The organism is Guptibacillus hwajinpoensis, from assembly GCF_001039475.1.
GTDB lineage: Bacteria > Bacillota > Bacilli > Bacillales > Guptibacillaceae > Guptibacillus > Guptibacillus hwajinpoensis.
The window spans coordinates 45,560-61,960 of record NZ_LELK01000015.1; the positions used below are offsets into that span (position 1 = coordinate 45,560).

General features: G+C 39.1%; 18 protein-coding genes. 4 read left to right on the forward strand and 14 right to left on the reverse strand.

Features of this window, described 5'->3' with window-relative positions:
* Nucleotides 1-352 precede the first annotated feature (352 nt).
* Nucleotides 353-1,177, reverse strand: coding sequence for a Cof-type HAD-IIB family hydrolase (locus AB986_RS20285; protein WP_048313474.1), 825 nt, complete (start codon nucleotides 1,175-1,177; stop codon nucleotides 353-355).
* A 365-nt stretch (nucleotides 1,178-1,542) separates the two neighbouring features.
* Between AB986_RS20285 and AB986_RS20290 the strand changes: the two genes are divergently transcribed.
* The gene (locus AB986_RS20290; protein WP_048313475.1) at nucleotides 1,543-2,847 is read left to right on the forward strand and encodes an aldehyde dehydrogenase; all 1,305 of its coding nucleotides are present in this window, start codon (nucleotides 1,543-1,545) and stop codon (nucleotides 2,845-2,847) included.
* 145 nt (nucleotides 2,848-2,992) lie between these two features.
* A complete protein-coding gene (locus AB986_RS20295; RefSeq protein WP_048313476.1) occupies nucleotides 2,993-3,643 on the forward strand; it encodes an SDR family oxidoreductase in 651 nt (216 codons plus the stop codon).
* A 131-nt stretch (nucleotides 3,644-3,774) separates the two neighbouring features.
* On the opposite strand, the gene AB986_RS20300 is transcribed toward AB986_RS20295, so the two are convergent.
* From AB986_RS20300 to AB986_RS20350, 12 genes are all read right to left on the reverse strand, one after another.
* Complete coding sequence (locus AB986_RS20300) at nucleotides 3,775-4,782, reverse strand: DUF3231 family protein (protein ID WP_048313477.1); 1,008 nt, start codon at nucleotides 4,780-4,782, stop codon at nucleotides 3,775-3,777.
* Nucleotides 4,783-4,875: 93 nt separating this feature from the next.
* Nucleotides 4,876-5,910 carry a hypothetical protein gene (locus AB986_RS20305; protein ID WP_048313478.1) on the reverse strand — a complete coding sequence of 345 codons (1,035 nt, stop codon included), beginning with the start codon at nucleotides 5,908-5,910 and terminating at the stop codon, nucleotides 4,876-4,878.
* Between the two features lie 143 nt (nucleotides 5,911-6,053).
* Entirely contained in the window at nucleotides 6,054-6,215 is a 162-nt protein-coding gene (locus tag AB986_RS21935) for a YjcZ family sporulation protein (RefSeq protein WP_084006673.1), read from the reverse strand.
* Nucleotides 6,216-6,381: 166 nt separating this feature from the next.
* Entirely contained in the window at nucleotides 6,382-6,981 is a 600-nt protein-coding gene (locus AB986_RS20310) for a response regulator transcription factor (RefSeq protein ID WP_048313479.1), read from the reverse strand.
* On the reverse strand, nucleotides 6,978-8,114 hold the full coding sequence (locus tag AB986_RS20315) for a sensor histidine kinase (RefSeq protein ID WP_048313480.1): 1,137 nt from the start codon (nucleotides 8,112-8,114) through the stop codon (nucleotides 6,978-6,980). The genes AB986_RS20310 and AB986_RS20315 overlap by 4 nt, the downstream gene beginning before the upstream one ends.
* Before the next feature lie 127 nt (nucleotides 8,115-8,241).
* Nucleotides 8,242-9,300, reverse strand: a complete 1,059-nt coding sequence (desA, locus tag AB986_RS20320; RefSeq protein WP_048313481.1) for a Delta(5) desaturase DesA — start codon at nucleotides 9,298-9,300, stop codon at nucleotides 8,242-8,244.
* 145 nt (nucleotides 9,301-9,445) lie between these two features.
* Nucleotides 9,446-10,108: a phosphatase PAP2 family protein gene (locus tag AB986_RS22945; protein ID WP_053216280.1), complete on the reverse strand. Its 663-nt coding sequence runs from the start codon at nucleotides 10,106-10,108 to the stop codon at nucleotides 9,446-9,448.
* A 116-nt stretch (nucleotides 10,109-10,224) separates the two neighbouring features.
* A complete protein-coding gene (gene hxlB / locus AB986_RS20330) occupies nucleotides 10,225-10,779 on the reverse strand; it encodes a 6-phospho-3-hexuloisomerase (RefSeq protein WP_048313482.1) in 555 nt (184 codons plus the stop codon).
* Nucleotides 10,780-10,826: 47 nt separating this feature from the next.
* Nucleotides 10,827-11,624: an alpha/beta hydrolase gene (locus AB986_RS20335; RefSeq protein WP_048313483.1), complete on the reverse strand. Its 798-nt coding sequence runs from the start codon at nucleotides 11,622-11,624 to the stop codon at nucleotides 10,827-10,829.
* 135 nt (nucleotides 11,625-11,759) lie between these two features.
* A complete protein-coding gene (locus AB986_RS20340; protein WP_048313484.1) occupies nucleotides 11,760-11,948 on the reverse strand; it encodes a spore germination protein in 189 nt (62 codons plus the stop codon).
* Nucleotides 11,949-12,091: 143 nt separating this feature from the next.
* Nucleotides 12,092-13,744 carry a lactate permease LctP family transporter gene (locus AB986_RS20345; RefSeq protein ID WP_048313485.1) on the reverse strand — a complete coding sequence of 551 codons (1,653 nt, stop codon included), beginning with the start codon at nucleotides 13,742-13,744 and terminating at the stop codon, nucleotides 12,092-12,094.
* Between the two features lie 32 nt (nucleotides 13,745-13,776).
* Nucleotides 13,777-14,727 (reverse strand): L-lactate dehydrogenase, encoded by a 951-nt coding sequence (locus AB986_RS20350; protein WP_048313486.1) that lies wholly within the window; start codon nucleotides 14,725-14,727, stop codon nucleotides 13,777-13,779.
* A 101-nt stretch (nucleotides 14,728-14,828) separates the two neighbouring features.
* On the opposite strand from AB986_RS20350, the gene AB986_RS22505 reads away from it, so the two are divergent.
* A complete protein-coding gene (locus AB986_RS22505; protein WP_161797411.1) occupies nucleotides 14,829-14,999 on the forward strand; it encodes a hypothetical protein in 171 nt (56 codons plus the stop codon).
* Nucleotides 15,000-15,340: 341 nt separating this feature from the next.
* Entirely contained in the window at nucleotides 15,341-16,171 is an 831-nt protein-coding gene (locus tag AB986_RS20355) for a hypothetical protein (protein WP_048313487.1), read from the forward strand.
* A gap of 46 nt (nucleotides 16,172-16,217) precedes the next feature.
* Here the strand turns inward: AB986_RS20355 and AB986_RS22510 are convergent, their stop codons facing one another.
* Nucleotides 16,218-16,367 carry a hypothetical protein gene (locus AB986_RS22510; protein ID WP_161797412.1) on the reverse strand — a complete coding sequence of 50 codons (150 nt, stop codon included), beginning with the start codon at nucleotides 16,365-16,367 and terminating at the stop codon, nucleotides 16,218-16,220.
* Nucleotides 16,368-16,401 lie beyond the last annotated feature (34 nt).

Genomic DNA, 16,401 nt, shown 5'->3' on the forward strand with positions numbered 1-16,401 from the left:
CTCGTTGGATAGGGGGGTTACAACTAATAAAATGTAACTCTTTTAAGCAATAGCTCTTTTCGTAGGCATTTTTGATATTAGATAGTAGTTAATTTCCGCTCCAATTTGCTAAGTGTGGTTTTGAAAAACTGATGAAAAAGCAACAATCTTTTAGAAAAGAGCCTAAATAACAGACTAGTAATGAATATGGGTAGGCTCGAAAGGGAAGAAGCGCAATTGCTTCAGGTTCATTCAACCTACTATTAATACTTTCGATTTTATTACGAGTTTACCTCTTTCAAAAAACAGTTAAGAGCACATCCATTAACAGAAAAAGAGAGACGGTGTTTAAGCCGTCTCTCTTTTCTTAAAATTATTTTGTTATGAGCTGATCTTGTAATAGAAACTTTTCAACTACTTTTGCAACTCCATCATTCTTGTTTGTATCTGCAATGTAGTCAGAAATCTTTTTGATGTCATCTGGAGCATTACCCATCGCAACGCCAAGTCCAGCAAATTCAATCATTTCTTGATCATTGTAGCTGTCTCCAACCGCTATGACTTCTTCTCGTTTGATGCCGCATTCGTTAATGAGCTTTTCGATACTCGTCCCTTTTGTAATGCCTTTATCAGTAAATTCTAGGAAATAGGGCTTGGAGCGCATCACGCTGAATTCTTCTCCTAACTTCTCTTGCAGTTTCTTTTCTACCTTTTTAAGATGCTCTGGTTCGCCAACCATTAACACTTTCACAACTGGTTCGGTTACACCTTCGACAAATGAATCCACGAGTGTGATTGGTAGACCTGTAAGATTAGACTCAATTGTTGTGTATGGATTCTCTTCTGTGGTAATAATTGTATCCCCAACATAAGTGTGAATATAAACGTCTTCTTGAACGCTAATTTCATACAGTCTTTGAACAGCTTCTAGACTTAAAGTCGAACTGAAAAATTCCTCTTTGGATTCGCAGTTAATAATTTTACCGCCATTAAATGAAAGGATATAGCTTTCATAGTCAGCAAGAAGCAGTTCTTCAGCAAATGAATTCATTCCAAATGTCGGCCGACCGGATGCAAGAACTACTTTCTTTCCTTCTTGTTGAGCCTTCATAAGAGCTTCTTTAGTACGAACAGAAATCGTTTGATCACTATTCAGCAATGTATCGTCTAAATCTAATACAATCATTTTGTAAGCCAAGTTAAATAACCCTCTCTTTTTCGATATTCTTTATACATTCTACTAGATTTCAGTAGAAATAGGGGACGAATGTTTGGAAGAATAGGTTTTACGGGAATAGAAGGTATATTGGTAAAGTGTTGGATTCACCCTAGTAAAAGAAGGAAGGTCTGAACGACAGCGTCGTGTAATTCAAAGGAATGACCTTTAGGAAGCATAATTATTGACCATCTTTATCAAGGGAAGTATCTTTGGACTTATCACTTAACTGTGCTTTTTTTAGTTACAGTTATCATATACACCTATAACCATTTGGAGCATAGGTATTGTTCCAACATTATATTTCTATATATTAAGTACATTAACGAATTAAAGGAGAGTTCACAATGGAGAACTATCAAGAACTTACAGCAAAGCAAAAAACATTTTTCCAGAGCGGGAAAACCAAAGATGTGCAATATCGTCTTAATGCATTAACTAAATTGAAAGAAATAATGACGTCACATGAGCAAGAAATTCTAGACGCTTTGAAAGCCGATCTTAATAAACCAGAAGTCGAAACAAAGCGTGCAGAAATTGGTCTTGTAATCGGTGAAATTAACTTTATGATTGAGAACTTGTCTTCTTGGGCAACTACTCAAGAAGTAGAAACTCCTTCTACTCATGAAGGTGCTACGAGTTTTATAATTTCTGAACCTTATGGATCAGCCCTTGTTATTGCACCATGGAACTATCCGATTCAACTTGCCCTCGCTCCATTAGCCGGAGCTATTGCAGCAGGAAACTGCGCTGTATTGAAACCATCTGAGTTAACACCTCACACATCTAGTCTTTTAGCTAAAATGATTAATGAGAATTTCTCTGAAGAATATTTGCGTGTTGTTGAAGGAGAAGTGGAAACGAGTACTGCTCTATTAAAAGAGAAATTTGACTACATCTTCTTCACAGGTAGTACAGGCGTAGGGAAAATCGTTGCGGAAGCGGCAGCAAAACATTTAACACCTACGACATTAGAGTTAGGCGGTAAGAGCCCTGCTATTGTCCATGAGGATGCTGACCTAGATGAGACCGCAACCCGAATTGCGCGAAGTAAATTTGCGAATGCTGGTCAAACTTGTGTTGCTCCAGATTACCTTCTCGTACACCGTAGCGTAAAAGATCAGTTGATTGCTAAAATGCAGGAAGTGATTACAGCAACGTACGGAGAAAACGTTTCGGAAAATCTTGAGTTCCCACATGTTGTAAGTGAACGACACTTTGATCGTTTACACCAATTCTTAAATGATGGGGAGACCGTAGTGGGAGGTAATTCAGATAGATCTCGCCTATTCATTGAACCTACTATCTTAGATCATATTTCTTGGGAAGATTCTATTATGCAAGATGAAATTTTCGGCCCAATTTTACCTGTTCTTGTGTACGATGAATTGCCTAAAGCAATTGATGCAATCGTGGAGCGCCCTAAGCCATTAGCTCTCTATCTGTTCACTGATAATGAAAAAGTACAAGATGACGTATTGACGAAGATTTCATTTGGTGGTGGTGCGATTAATGATGCAATTAATCACATGACAACACACTATCTACCATTTGGTGGTGTTGGGAATAGTGGAATGGGAGCTTATCATGGTAAAGCGAGCTTCGATACATTCTCGCACTTCAAGAGTATTCTTAAGCGTTCAAACAAATAGGAAATCTATAGGTTAGTAGATCATGCTTTAATCAAAGTACTAGCGGGTATAGTACAAATGTGTAGCAGTAAACGTAAAAATTCGTATAACACGAGAGTGCCGTAGTTCAGTTTGATTCTTATTATGTATAGAAAGGATGTAGAGAATGAAGGTTCTAATTGTTGGAGCAAACGGTCAGATAGGAAAGCACCTTGTTTCATTTATTCAAGATCATAACGATTTAGAAGCGAAAGTAATGATACGTAAGGAGGAGCAAGCAGCTTCTTTTAAAGAGTTAGGTGCAGAAACCGCGGTTGTTGATTTGGAGGAAGATGTTCAAGCGATAGCGAAAGCGGCTGAGGGAGTAGATGCGATTGTCTTTACAGCAGGTTCTGGACCAAACACTGGGGCAGACAAAACCATTCTAGTTGATTTAGATGGTGCTGTTAAAACAATGAAGGCAGCAGAAGAGGCTGGCGTGAAGCGCTTTGTCATGATTAGTTCTTTCGATACGACGCGTGAAGCCATCCAATCAGCACCGTCATCTTTTGCACCTTACGTAGCAGCAAAGCATTATGCAGATGAATGGTTGAAATCGACTGATTTGGATTACACGATCATTCACCCAGGTGCACTATCAAATGACGATGGTATAGGAAAAGTGAATGCCGCATCTAGAGTAGAAAGAAATGAAATTCCTCGCGAAGATGTGGCGAGTGTGATTGTGGCTACTTTAGAAAATGATGCGACGATTGGCAAAGAATTTCAAGTAGTAACAGGAACGAATTCGATTAAGGACGAGATCGATTCACTCTAATAGAGTAATAATGGCCCCTTGTATAATTCATACAAGGGGCCATTGCTTTGTCTTGATAATTTGTATTTAATTGATTTTATTTTACAGATTTGAAAAAACAAGCATTTGCAGGGCAGATGCTTAATTAGATTTTACTTTGCTAATTCATCTCGATCAGCAGCCATCGGTGGTTGTTCTAACCAATTTCTTTCGATCAGCATTTTAACACCGTCATTTGAGAATTTGGCGATTTCTGTAACTAATCTTGCAACATCTACTGAAATATCATATCTGAATGTCGATGTTAAACCAATCCCATAATTGAATAAGCTTCCCGCATTAGCTAATGCAACGTGATAAAGCATTAGCTTTTCTGAGAAAGGAGCAACTTTTGATTCTAACACTTCAGGATCCCATAGCTGAGGAGCAGGTAAGTGATCTTTTGTAAGAAAATCTTGAAGAATAACGATGTTTTTATGTGATATATCTCTTCCTCGCAATATATACTTCTTGATATCTTCCGATTGAACTACCTGACTAAATGCCATCATTAGGGACTTTCCTAATTGATTTGAATCTAAATTCACATACATGCTCGTTATTTCTGTAGAGGTCATCGGTCTTTGTTTACCAATTAATTTGTGTAGAAAATCTTTTGATTCAACGAATTTCACTTCAGTAGGAACTGGGATAAATGGAGACCTTATAATTAACCCTTTTGCTAACATTGCATCCATCGTTTCTTGATATAAATCATTCATATCTTTAACACATTGAGAAAAGTATTCTCTAACATCGGCTCTGAACGATACGGTTAGAGCATTAGAGAACTGAAGTAAGTTAATTCTAGACGTTTCCTTTAAGTAAAAGAGGTAGAATTTATCGGTAAAAACAGCCGGGGCTTGATCATTAACATCGTTTTTTCCGAAGCCTGCTGGAATCGCAAAACTTTCTTTATTGAATAGATCTTCTAACTTCATCATATGCTGCTTTGTCATATTACTGGCTTTTTCAAGGATGGCTTTGATGCGTTCATCGTCTACATTAGAAAGGTAATGCGTATATACACAGTTTAACAACGACTCACCTATATAATTTTTCCATAGCTCACCGAGCTCAGAGGAAGTAAGGGTAATATGTCTACCATCTTGATTAGTCAAAACATCACGCTCCCAGTATGTATTCCATACTAGCGTTTCCACAAGAAGGGTATTTATTCTTTTTAGTAAATTACCTAAACGATAGAGGGTTTATTAGTTTGCAGATGGAACAAATGTATCTGAAATATGAGTCGTCACTGGACCATAAACGTCCTGTTTGTTTTCAGGATATGTAATAATAAACCGGTTGAATACGTCATTACCATAGAAAAACTTATCATAAATAATCATTCCATTTTCTACATAAGATAGCACGAACCAATTATCTGCCAATCGATCATAAGCGATTGGAACTGAAATAGTGTCTATCGATTGCTGATAGATATCCTCGATTGTTTCATCCCTAACATTATGAGAACCAAAAACTGTGATTTCCAACTCTTCATTATAGAATGTTAATCCATCTCCATTTGTTGGTGGAGATCCCGCTGTTAAATACGATGGGTACTCAATTTTAAATCTGAATCTTTCATTAGTGTAGGAAGTGTAAGTTATTCCTTCATCAACTTTCTCAGTATCTTTTTTTGTAGTAGCGGCTTTACCTTCTGTTTGGTCTGTAGAGGCGGAAACATTTACGTCTTCCAACTCATCTAAAGACTTATGAACTCTTTTAGTAAGCTTCGCTAATTCATCCTTGTAATAAGAAAGTGCATCTTCAGACTGAAGTTTCATATTAAGGGATTGAATTTCTTCGAGGGCGCGATTATATTCTTCTATTGAAATGAGTTGGTTAATTGTATCTATTGTCTCTTCTGTAGCAACAAGTTCTTCTTGTTCATCTAGAATCGTCATTTGCCATTTCCTTGCCTCTTTTTGAACAGTTATTAATCCATCATCTTGATTTGCAATCGCTTTAAAGGCATCTAGAGAAGAAACGTATTTTTCTTGATGATAGAGATCAATACCTTCTTCCATTTGACTTGCTTGTTCGAAATAAGTAAGGGCTTTTTTATTGTTTGCTTGTTCTGATAAAGCAACTTCAAAATAAATGGCTGCTTGATGATAATCTTGCTGACCAATACTATCAATTCCTTTACCCATTGCATTTTGGTAGTCGCTGCTCGCACATGAGGTGAGAAGAGTAATGCAAAGAATACCAACTGATAAGAAGGTGGAACGATGTTTCATATAAGAACTCCTTTGATATGGTAGTTACTAGCAATTGTATTTTATCAGAAACTATGACTATTGTAGGTCATTTTTCCAAATATTTCTTAAACTAATGTAAAAACAACCACTGGAGATTCTTCTTCAGTGGTTGCAATGAAAAATTAGCAATCTTCTCCTTTAATAAAAGAAGCGCCAATAATGATAAGAAGGATAAACAATACAACGATTAATGCAAACCCGTTACCATATCTTGCGCCACCAACCGGGCCGCAGTTAGCTGGTCCAACTTGGTTTCCATATCCACATCCATAACCGTAACTCATATAATCATCTCCTCTCATTGAATCTACTTTATTGTATGAAGGAGAATGCTCTGGTGAATAGGTGATGGACTAGTTCTATTTAAGATAGGTTAATTTTAATATTATTCACAAATAAAAGGACTACTATATGAATAGCAGTCCTTCTATCAATTAAATGATCAATAAATTATTTAAACCAACCTTTTTCTTTAAACCTAGAAATGGCTTCAATCCGGTTTGTGACCTCTAACTTATCGAGTATAACGGAGATATAATTTCGAACAGTTCCAGGAGTAATATATAGCTCACTCGAAATATCTTTCGTATTCTTGCCGTCTGCCATTAGCTGAATAACTTGCTTCTCACGTTCTGTTAGAGGATTTTCATTACCAAAAGCAAGGTCAACTAGTTCAGGTGAGAAAATCCGCTGGCCCTCCATGATCTTACGAATAGAGCTTGCGAGCTCATCACTTGGACTGTCTTTAAGGAGATAACCGCTTACGCCTGCTTTACGTGCTCTTTCGAAGTACCCAGCTCGAGCAAAAGTGGTTAGGATAATAATTTTACATGATTCGTTACTTAATTCTTCAGCAGCATCAAGTCCGCTTTTTGTAGGCATCTCAATGTCCATGATGCAAACATCAGGCTTTAGTTTTTTCACTAGGGAACAAGCTTCTTCTCCGTTTGTTGCCTGCCCGACAACCTCCATTCCTTCTTCAAGATCAAGTAAGGAGCCTAGCGCCCCAAGCAGCATGCGTTGATCTTCTGCTAATACGATGCGTATCACACCGATCCCTCCTGTTCATTTTGTTGGACGACATTTGGTACACGAATGTTTAATATTGTTCCATTGTTTGATTGTATTTCTAGAGACCCATTAACAAATTCTAGACGTTCCCTCATACCTTGAAGTCCATTTCCTTTGAAGGAGCTAGCTCCTTTTGGCATGCCTTCTCCGTTATCTTCGACCTGAATAAAGACTTCGTTAAGAGATTGTTTAATAATGACCCGACACCAAGTGGCATTGCTATGTTTTACAATATTAGTTACAGCTTCTTTGAGGCACATACTAAGAACGTTTTCTACTAGTAAAGGTGTATGATCAAGAGCTTGCTTTCCTTCGAAACGAAATTCCATCTCTGCAGCACTTAATAGTTGCTGAACGCGGAGTAATTCGTCCTCAACCTTTGCTCCTCTCATATTAGAAACCATTTCACGTACTTCTTTTAAAGCTGTTCGAGCGGTTTGTCGAATGTCATGAATTTCATTAATTGCTGCCTCAGGCTTAACTGGGATTAACTTTCTAGCAAGATCGCTTTTAAGACCAATCATCGACAGCTTTTGTCCAAGTGTGTCATGTAAGTCACGTGCAATTCGTTCCCGTTCTTCAATTACCATTAGCTGCGATATTTTCTCATTCGCATTTTCAAGCTGTTCTTCTAAACGATGCTGTTTATTACGATAGCGAATGGTGAAAGGTAATAGCGCTACGCCCAGGACACACACGAAAATAAATGGAAGTTGTGGAAATAGGGACTCGTTGTTCGTAAAGAAAATAATTACCGTTGCTGCGATCGTAGTTGTGAGATGAACAATGTATAGCGACAAGAACCCTGCTTTATTCGCTATGTTTCCTATAAAAAAGGCTAAGAAGAGAGAAAAATATACGTAGCCAAACAAGATCGTCATCACAATACTGATAGACATTTCAATACTGACCCATAAATACACGAGCTTGCTATTTGAAATAAATGATAGACGGTAAGATAAGAAAAATAATAAAATGACGAAGATGCCAACGGTAATTTCAATAACAGACGATGATCTGAATATAAAGAAGAAGGGGAGTAGACAAAAGATAATCCAAACATAAGAGCTAATTCCAGTATTCTTAGGAATAATATGATACCAATTCTGCATACGCATCTCCTTTCTGATAGTAGACTTTGATTACAGGATATATCAAATAATGGTTTCAATTCTAGTATAAAGGTTGCCATGGCACTTGAAAAACCCATTCAAAGCTGAATGGGTTTTTCAGGTGATGCTATTTTTCTTGGAGACTTGGACGTTTTGTATTTATCATCCCAAACTTGCTGGGATTTTTAAGATAAGGTTTAACCTCTTTAAAGGTAACAAATGTTTTGTTCTTTGTATCATAAAGGCGGAATCGGATCGACTCAAGGCTTGATCGTAATGTAATTGTCGTTGCCTTATGAAGGGGCGGTGTTGATTCATGCGCCTTCTCAAGATGATAGTTAGGTACTCTTGGGCTCAGGTGGTGCACATGGTGATAACCAATGCTTCCTGATACCCACTGAAGAATTTTAGGAAGCTTGTAGTAAGAACTTCCATCAACTGCAGCTTTTACAAAGTCCCATTCTGATTCGTCTTCATAATACGAGTCCTCGAATTGGTGCTGTACGTAGAACAACCAGATTCCAAGTGAGCCTGCAACGTAAAGGATTGGAAGTTGAATGATAAGGAACGCTTCCCATCCAATCGCTAGAATCAATAGGGAATAGATTGCAACGATTGATGCGTTTGTAATATAAGTGTTCATACGCTCTTTTCGTTTCGCGTCTTTCCGGTTAAACCGATTAGCAATTAGGAACAAGTAGATTGGACCAAGTCCAAACATCACGATGGGATTTCGGTACAGACGATAAGCGAGTCTTCCCCAGAAGGTCGCTGCCGCATACTCTTCAACCGTCATCACCCATATATCGCCTGTTCCTCGCTTATCTAGGTTTCCACTCGTAGCGTGGTGAATATTATGCTCGCGTTTCCACTTTTCAAATGGAAAGAGTGTGATGATCCCAGTAATTGTTCCAACAATTTTGTTGGCTTTTTGGCTTTTGAAGAAAGAACCGTGTGTGCAATCGTGAAAAATAATAAACATTCGAACAACAAATCCTCCTGCGATCATCGCAAGTGGAACGGCTAACCAGGCAGAAACGCTTAAGCTCTGATAAGCCAGAAACCATAGCAATAAGAATGGAAGAAGGGTGTTCAAGAGCTGTCGTACCCCTACGACCTTGTCGGGTTTAGCGAAAGTTGATACACTTTTTTTCAATTCTTTTTGTTTTTGTTTTTGTTCATTCATATGGTTACCCCTTTTTTTAGGCATAGTTAATATAACGTTAAGCCTAATGATAGAGGAAGTGGTGTCATAGTGTAAGACATAAACGTCAGGACAAACCCATGATAAATGTCATGGGTTTGCTGGGGGATGATTGGAAAAAGCATCATTAAACATCTCTATGAACTTGTTGGATAGCATTCCGTTCTTGTGTCATTAACTGATACACTTTAATTGCGATAACCAGAAAAAACCCACCAAAGGCGTAACCTGCAATCACGTCAGTCGCATAATGTTCCCCAGCAGCAACACGACTTACTCCAATGCAAATAAGTAATAAGGATACGATTAGGAAACTTGTGTTTTTAATGATTGCATTAGATGTGTAATGGTAAATGAAATACACAATAAGCCCATACATGATGAAACCAACCATCACATGCCCGCTAGGGAAACTGAAACCATCTTCCAACATGTTTCCGGTTGGGCGTTCGCGTTGAGTCCAGCTTTTAATGAGCTTATTAACGATGTTTCCACCCATTACAAATACAAACACCGTAATCATGCCAGCGTAATCCCTTTTTTTAATCCAGAGAATTCCGATGACAAGTAGAGAAATCGTAATCATTGCAGGTTTAGATGCGGAAAGTGCTAATGTTTCCAGAATGTGTAGCCAATCAGTCGTTATGGTGCGTGTGAAATACTTTGAAAGTGCTGCGTCTAATTGGAATGAACCGTTTTGTAAGATGCCTCTAGTAATAAAAATGATAATGGCCAAACTTGCGATGAGTAGAGTAGTAAGTAAAATGGTTTGTTTTCTGTTTCTGTTCATTGCCTTCACCTTTCTTCTAAAAAATACCTTTTTCATTATACGGATAATTTTTTCCAAAAGGTAGACTAAACAAAAAAAACCTCGAAATCTCTGTTAAGGATTTCGAGGCTGAAAAACTATTCTAGATTTGCATGTTTCCCGTACATCTTATTCGTATCTAACCCCTTTTTCTCCATGAATCGTAAAATAATTGCATCATAGAAAAGTAAAAGAGTTTGTTCAAATAAAGATCCCATTGGCTGAATCGTTTCATAATCACCAGATTGGTCTTTTGGTGATCCTGGTAATGATACGATAATGTCTGCTAATTCACCGATTGTAGAATCGGGATTAATTGTAACAGCGGCGATCTTTCCACCAATGTTAGAAGCTTTATTGGCAATGGAAACGAGCTGTTTCGTTTCACCAGAACCTGATCCGATAATGATTAGATCACCCTCATCAAAGGTTGGTGTGACCGTTTCGCCAACAACGTAAGCATCAATTCCCATATGCATCATACGCATAGCAAATGATTTTGCCATGAAGCCAGATCGGCCACCGCCAGCAACGAAAACCTTGTTTGCTTCGAGAATTTCGTTCGCTAGCTGTTCAGCTTCTTCGTCAGCAATGAGATCTACTGAACGATTTAGCTCATCTATAATTTCAGCTAAATAGTGAGTAGTCTGCATGAATGCTTATCCCTGCGCGCTCTAGAAGCGTGCAGGGGGTTTGTATTTTAGTGTTCAACCAATAGCTTTATTTCTTCTTTGATCGTTTCCCATGCGAAAGATGTTGTATCGATTAACATGAAATGTTCTGCGGAAGGAAGCTCAATTAGTTTTACGAAATCACCTTCACCTTCAGCTTCCCGCTGATAGTAGTCGCTAATACCGATGGGAACGTTTATATCTAATGCACCGTGAACAAGAATTTGTTGCACACTGAGTGGGAGAAGTTCAATGGGTGATGCATTTTTGTACCGCTCTGGATAATTTTCTGGTGAACCACCTATCAGCTCAGCCGTTGGATTGTTGGGATCAAGAGAAAGAGCTTGATCTCTATAATTGTGGACACCATACATCATCTCGAGATCGTTCACACCTGCTAGGCTAACCACTCCGTGAAGAGGAAGCGGGTTCTTGATAAATAATTCGTTATTCTTGTCAATTCGGTTGCGTGCAGCAAGCCATGTGGCAAGATGACCGCCAGCGGAATGCCCAATCGTGACAACCTTCTCAAGATTAAGCGGGAAAGATTTAGCGAGCTCTCTTATGTAGTCAGTTGCTTGTGCAGCGTCTGTCAGTGTTCCGGGGTAGCCGCCACCTTCTTGTCCGGTTCGACGATATTCAATATTCCAGGTAGCAAATCCACTTTTCGTTAAATCCTCCGCTACTTCACGCATAATTTCGAGAGTGAACGGTTTTCTCCAAAAGCCCCCATGTATCACAACAGCAACGGGGAAAGGTCCTTCACCTTCTGGAAGACGTAGCTCACCGAATTGGTTTTCATTTTCACCATAAAACAATTTCTCCATACTCTTTACCGCCTTTCTGATCCGAATCAATTCTCCTTCATTATGGCATAAAGGAATCGTTCCGTCAGACGGGAAGAAATTGAAAAAACCAATCGATAAACGATTGGTTTAACTGCGTATAAAGAATAATGATACCTATTTACCTAACTTAACACCTTTTGCAATGCTATAAAAATTATTGATAATCATGAATGATCCTGTATTGCCACCGCCGGACCCGCTTACAGTCTTACTAACAGAAATGGGAGAAATGACGTTAGCACACTGTACGACTGTCCCACTATTGTTTGTAATAACCACTGGTCCTCGAATGATACATCCCATTTGATTTCACTCCTCAATAGCTACTGACTAATAACAGTGTATGGACAAACTGAGTACTTGGTTTGGACATGTTTACAAAAAGGATGTCCAAATTGCGTACCAAAGAAAAAAGGAGCCATTTTTCTTGGCTCCTAAATGAATGGTTAACTTATGAAAATAGCTTGAGAGAACGTGATTAATCCTGTGATAAGAAGAAAGAAGAAGCTATATTTAAGTGTGAAACGGAACAGATCGCCTTCCCGTCCGACAAGACCGACCGCGCCTGTTGCAACAGCTATAGACTGTGGAGAAAGCATTTTTGCCATCACGCCACCAGCCGTATTGGCTGCGACAAGAATCATTGGCATAACGGCGATTTGTTGAGCGGTAATTTGTTGTAAGTTCCCAAATAATGCATTATTAGACGTAACGGAACCGGTTAAGAATACGCCAATCCACCCAAGAAGTGGGGAAAGGAATGGGAAGATTCCCCCAGTTGCAGCAAGAGCTAGTCCTAATGTAGAGCTCATGCCACTGTAATTTGCAATGAATGCAAATCCTAACACCATCATGATTGTGAGGACAGGTTTTTGAAGCTCTTTTACTGATTCTACAAAAGCTTCTAGCGCTGTTTTAGGACTCAATCTAAGAATGATAATAGATAGAATTGCTGCGATAAAGATAGCCGTTCCCGTTGCAGAGAGAAGATCAAGCTTTAACATCGCCCCATAAGGTGTTGGTTCACTTACAATTGGTGCCGTTTTGATAACAAGGTTATGAAGTCCAGGTACAGGAATTTGAAGAATCGTTGCTTCAAATAATCCGCCTTCTACGAATAAATTCTTGAAAGGTTTTAAACTCCAAATCGTTACCATCCCTGTTAGTGCAATGAACGGAGACCATGCTTTTAGAACTCTACCAGCTGTTAGCTGAGCTTCAGGATCAATAGAAACAGCAAGTTGTGCTTCAACTTCAGGGTCAATCGTATGAGTGTGGTGTGTTTTTGGCTGCCAAATCTTCACGAATACTGCTACAGCTACTAAACTAACAATTGAAGACGTGATGTTTGGAAGTTCTGGTCCAATAAACGTTACCGTTGCCCATTGAGTAACAGCATATGTGCTACCCGCAACCAGAGCTGCTGGCCATACCTCGTTCAAGCCTTTTATACCATCCATGATCACGACGAGTAGGAATGGAATTGTGAAAGAGATAAAGGGAAGAGACGTGCCAAGAAATTGACCAATTTCCATCGGTGCAAGTCCACTTACTTGTCCAGCTACAATGACTGGGATTCCCATTGCGCCAAATGCCCCACTAGCAGTATTTGCAATTAAGCAGAGACCAGCAGCTTTCAGTGGTTCGAAACCAAGACCTACAAGGAGAGCGGCTGTTATAGCAATTGGTGCTCCAAAACCAGCTGCGCCTTCTAGAAAAGCATTGAATGAAAAGGCAACAAGTAGCATTTGAATCCGTTTATCATCTGATATAGAAACAATGGAGCTCCTGATGATATCAAATTGGCCACTTTTGACAGAGAGTTTATAGAGATAGACAGCACCAATAACAATGTAAGAGATTGGCCATAGTCCAAATGCAAATCCGTACCCAGTTGTCGTTGTGACCATAGAGAAGGGCATATCATAGAAGAGAATTGCAATTACAATTGCTAGCATCACGGTAATGGTAGCAGCGATATGTCCTTTCATCCGAAAAGCAGTCAGAGAGAGAAAGAAGAAAATAATTGGAATAAGAGCAATAAAAGCGGATAGCCAGATATTGTTGAATGGATCATATAGTTGTGTCCATGTTTCCAAGGTGATCACCTCATAAGTGTAATGTTAGAATTTTATTTCACTTTCTCGAAACAAGGTTCCATTGCTTTTCGTAACGTTCTTGCAGAATGGTGCATTTGCTTCATTTCTACTTCTGTGAGATTAAGTTCAACAATTTCACGAATACCGTTTCTGTCGATAATCGCAGGGGCTCCAATATAGATATCATGAAGTCCGTATTGACCTTGCATTAAGGTTGAAACCGTTAAAATAGATTGTTCGTTTCTTAGGATAGCTTTGGTTAGACGAACGAGTCCCATCGCAATTCCGTAATACGTAGCACCCTTACGATTAATGATGTGATAAGCGGCGTCCCGAACGTTTGTAAAGATCTCATCAAGAACAGGCATTCCGTCTTCTGCTATCATTTTGGTTACCGGTTGGCTACTCACTGTCGCGTGGCTCCATACTGGAAGTTCGGTGTCCCCATGTTCACCAAGAATATAGGCATGAACGTTGCGAGAATCAACCTGAAAGTGATCGCCAATTAAGTAACGAAGTCTTGCAGTATCGAGAATCGTACCAGAACCAATCACGCGTTCCATTGGTAGTCCAGAGAATTTCCAAGTAGCGTAAGAGAGGATATCTACTGGATTCGTTGCAACGATGAACAGACCGTCGAACCCATTCTCCATAACTGCCGTCACGATTCCTTTGAAGATATTCACATTTTTTTCAACTAGATCAAGTCTCGTTTCGCCGGGTTTTTGATTTGCACCTGCTGTAATGACAACAAGATCAGCCTCTCGACAATCTTCATAATCACCAGCCCATATTTTCATAGCTGATCCAAACGGCATTCCGTGGTTTAAATCTCTTGCTTCTCCTTCGGCTTTTTCTTTATTTAAATCAATAAGAACCAGTTCATTTACAACTTCTTGATTTAGTAATGAGAAAGCATAGCTTGTTCCTACAAATCCTGTACCAATCACTGCTACTCTTGTTGTATACCGTTCGTTTTTCATATCAATTCCACCCATCTGTTATTGTGATGTCTTTCACATACTCACTATAACTTGGATTAAATAACCGATATGTGACAAAAATCACATGAAAAGGTTTACATATGGAATTAATTATAGAAACTAGTATCAAATCTATTATTAGAGAAATCTATGTAAAAAAACGCTCAGATTTTGAGCGTTTTCCGTATTACCAGAAAAAGAATGGAGAAAAACTAAAAGCGGCGATAGAGGCAAGACCGACTGCAATAAGAGCCGCTCCGAAAAAGAAGTAGCTTCCAAAACCGGGACCGTCGTTTCCGCTGCCTTCCATTGGACGCAGGTAGACATTGTCGCGGTCACAGTGATCGATATATCCATAGTGGGTTGTGCCATCATGGCAGCGGATGGCTACGCACCTACCAACGTTGTTGTTAAAATCGTCGTGGTATGACATGTTATTCCTCATTTCTTGAATAGTGTAAGAGTCATAAAACTCTCCGGACTTGCTTACATTATTACTCTATGAATTAAACGTGTTGAAGGTTTGGACAGGAATGGAGTTGAAGCAAAATAACAACGCTTTAATAAAGAAAATAAAGTAGCTATGATAGAGGTAGATCGCAGGAGGTGTGGGATGGAAGAGATTAAACCATTGGGGTCGTTTTATAGAGTGGATGATGAAGGGTATCTGGTAAACGATACGTCGTGGGAGAAAATAGATCAAAACTATCGAAATGCAATCAATTTTGCAATTGAGCTTCTAACTCTAGCAATCCCATTAAGCAGCATCTATTTAAGAGGATCAGTGCCCAAGGGAAATGGGATAGAAGGTATATCGGATCTTGATCTTATTGTTTTAACGGACCAAGATCAAGAGGGAGTAGCTGAGATCCTTGACCAAAAACTAGTAAATGAATTTCCTTGGGTGAGTGGTTGTGAGGTAAGTTTCTTATCACCTGCTAAACTAGAAAAAGTAACGCACTTTTCAATCATGCCATTTATGCTTAAAACGTCCAGTCTCTGTGTATACGGAAACGATGTGGCAAAAGGTGTTCCGAGATTTAAGGCAGACCGAGCTCTTGCCAATAACCATCTCATTCAGCTTCGAACTCATATTAATCAGGCAAAACAAGAACTTAACGGCAATGAAGATAAGGAAGATATTGCGGATTGCTGTACATGGATTATGAAAATCATTGTTCGTAGCGGCCTAGCCCTTGTAATGGAACAAAAACCAACGTATACAAGAGATCTTTATCCGGCGTATACGTTATTTAGCGGTTTTTATTCAAACAAAGAACGAGAAATGAAACAGGCCTTAATTTATGCGATCGTTCCTTCAAACTATGCTGATGAAGTCATTCGTTTTTTGAATGGATTTGGCGAATGGATGATTCAGGAATCAGACCACTGGCTCGATCAATACAACCCAAATCGAGACCCCCATATGCTTATAACTAACTAAACGAAAACGAACGGCGATCATTTTCTTGATCGCCGTTCATTTTCGTTTATAAATAGGTAATTAATGCAACTCCGCCTAAGAAGAAACCGCTCAGAATGAGTTTACCGAAGAGAGGGAGGTGTTCTTCACCCTTCTCATTGATTCGTTCTTCCTCTTCATCGACGGTCGTATTATCGTTTGAATGGCAGCAGCCCATCTCATCACACCTTTTTGGTTGGATTCCGTTAAAG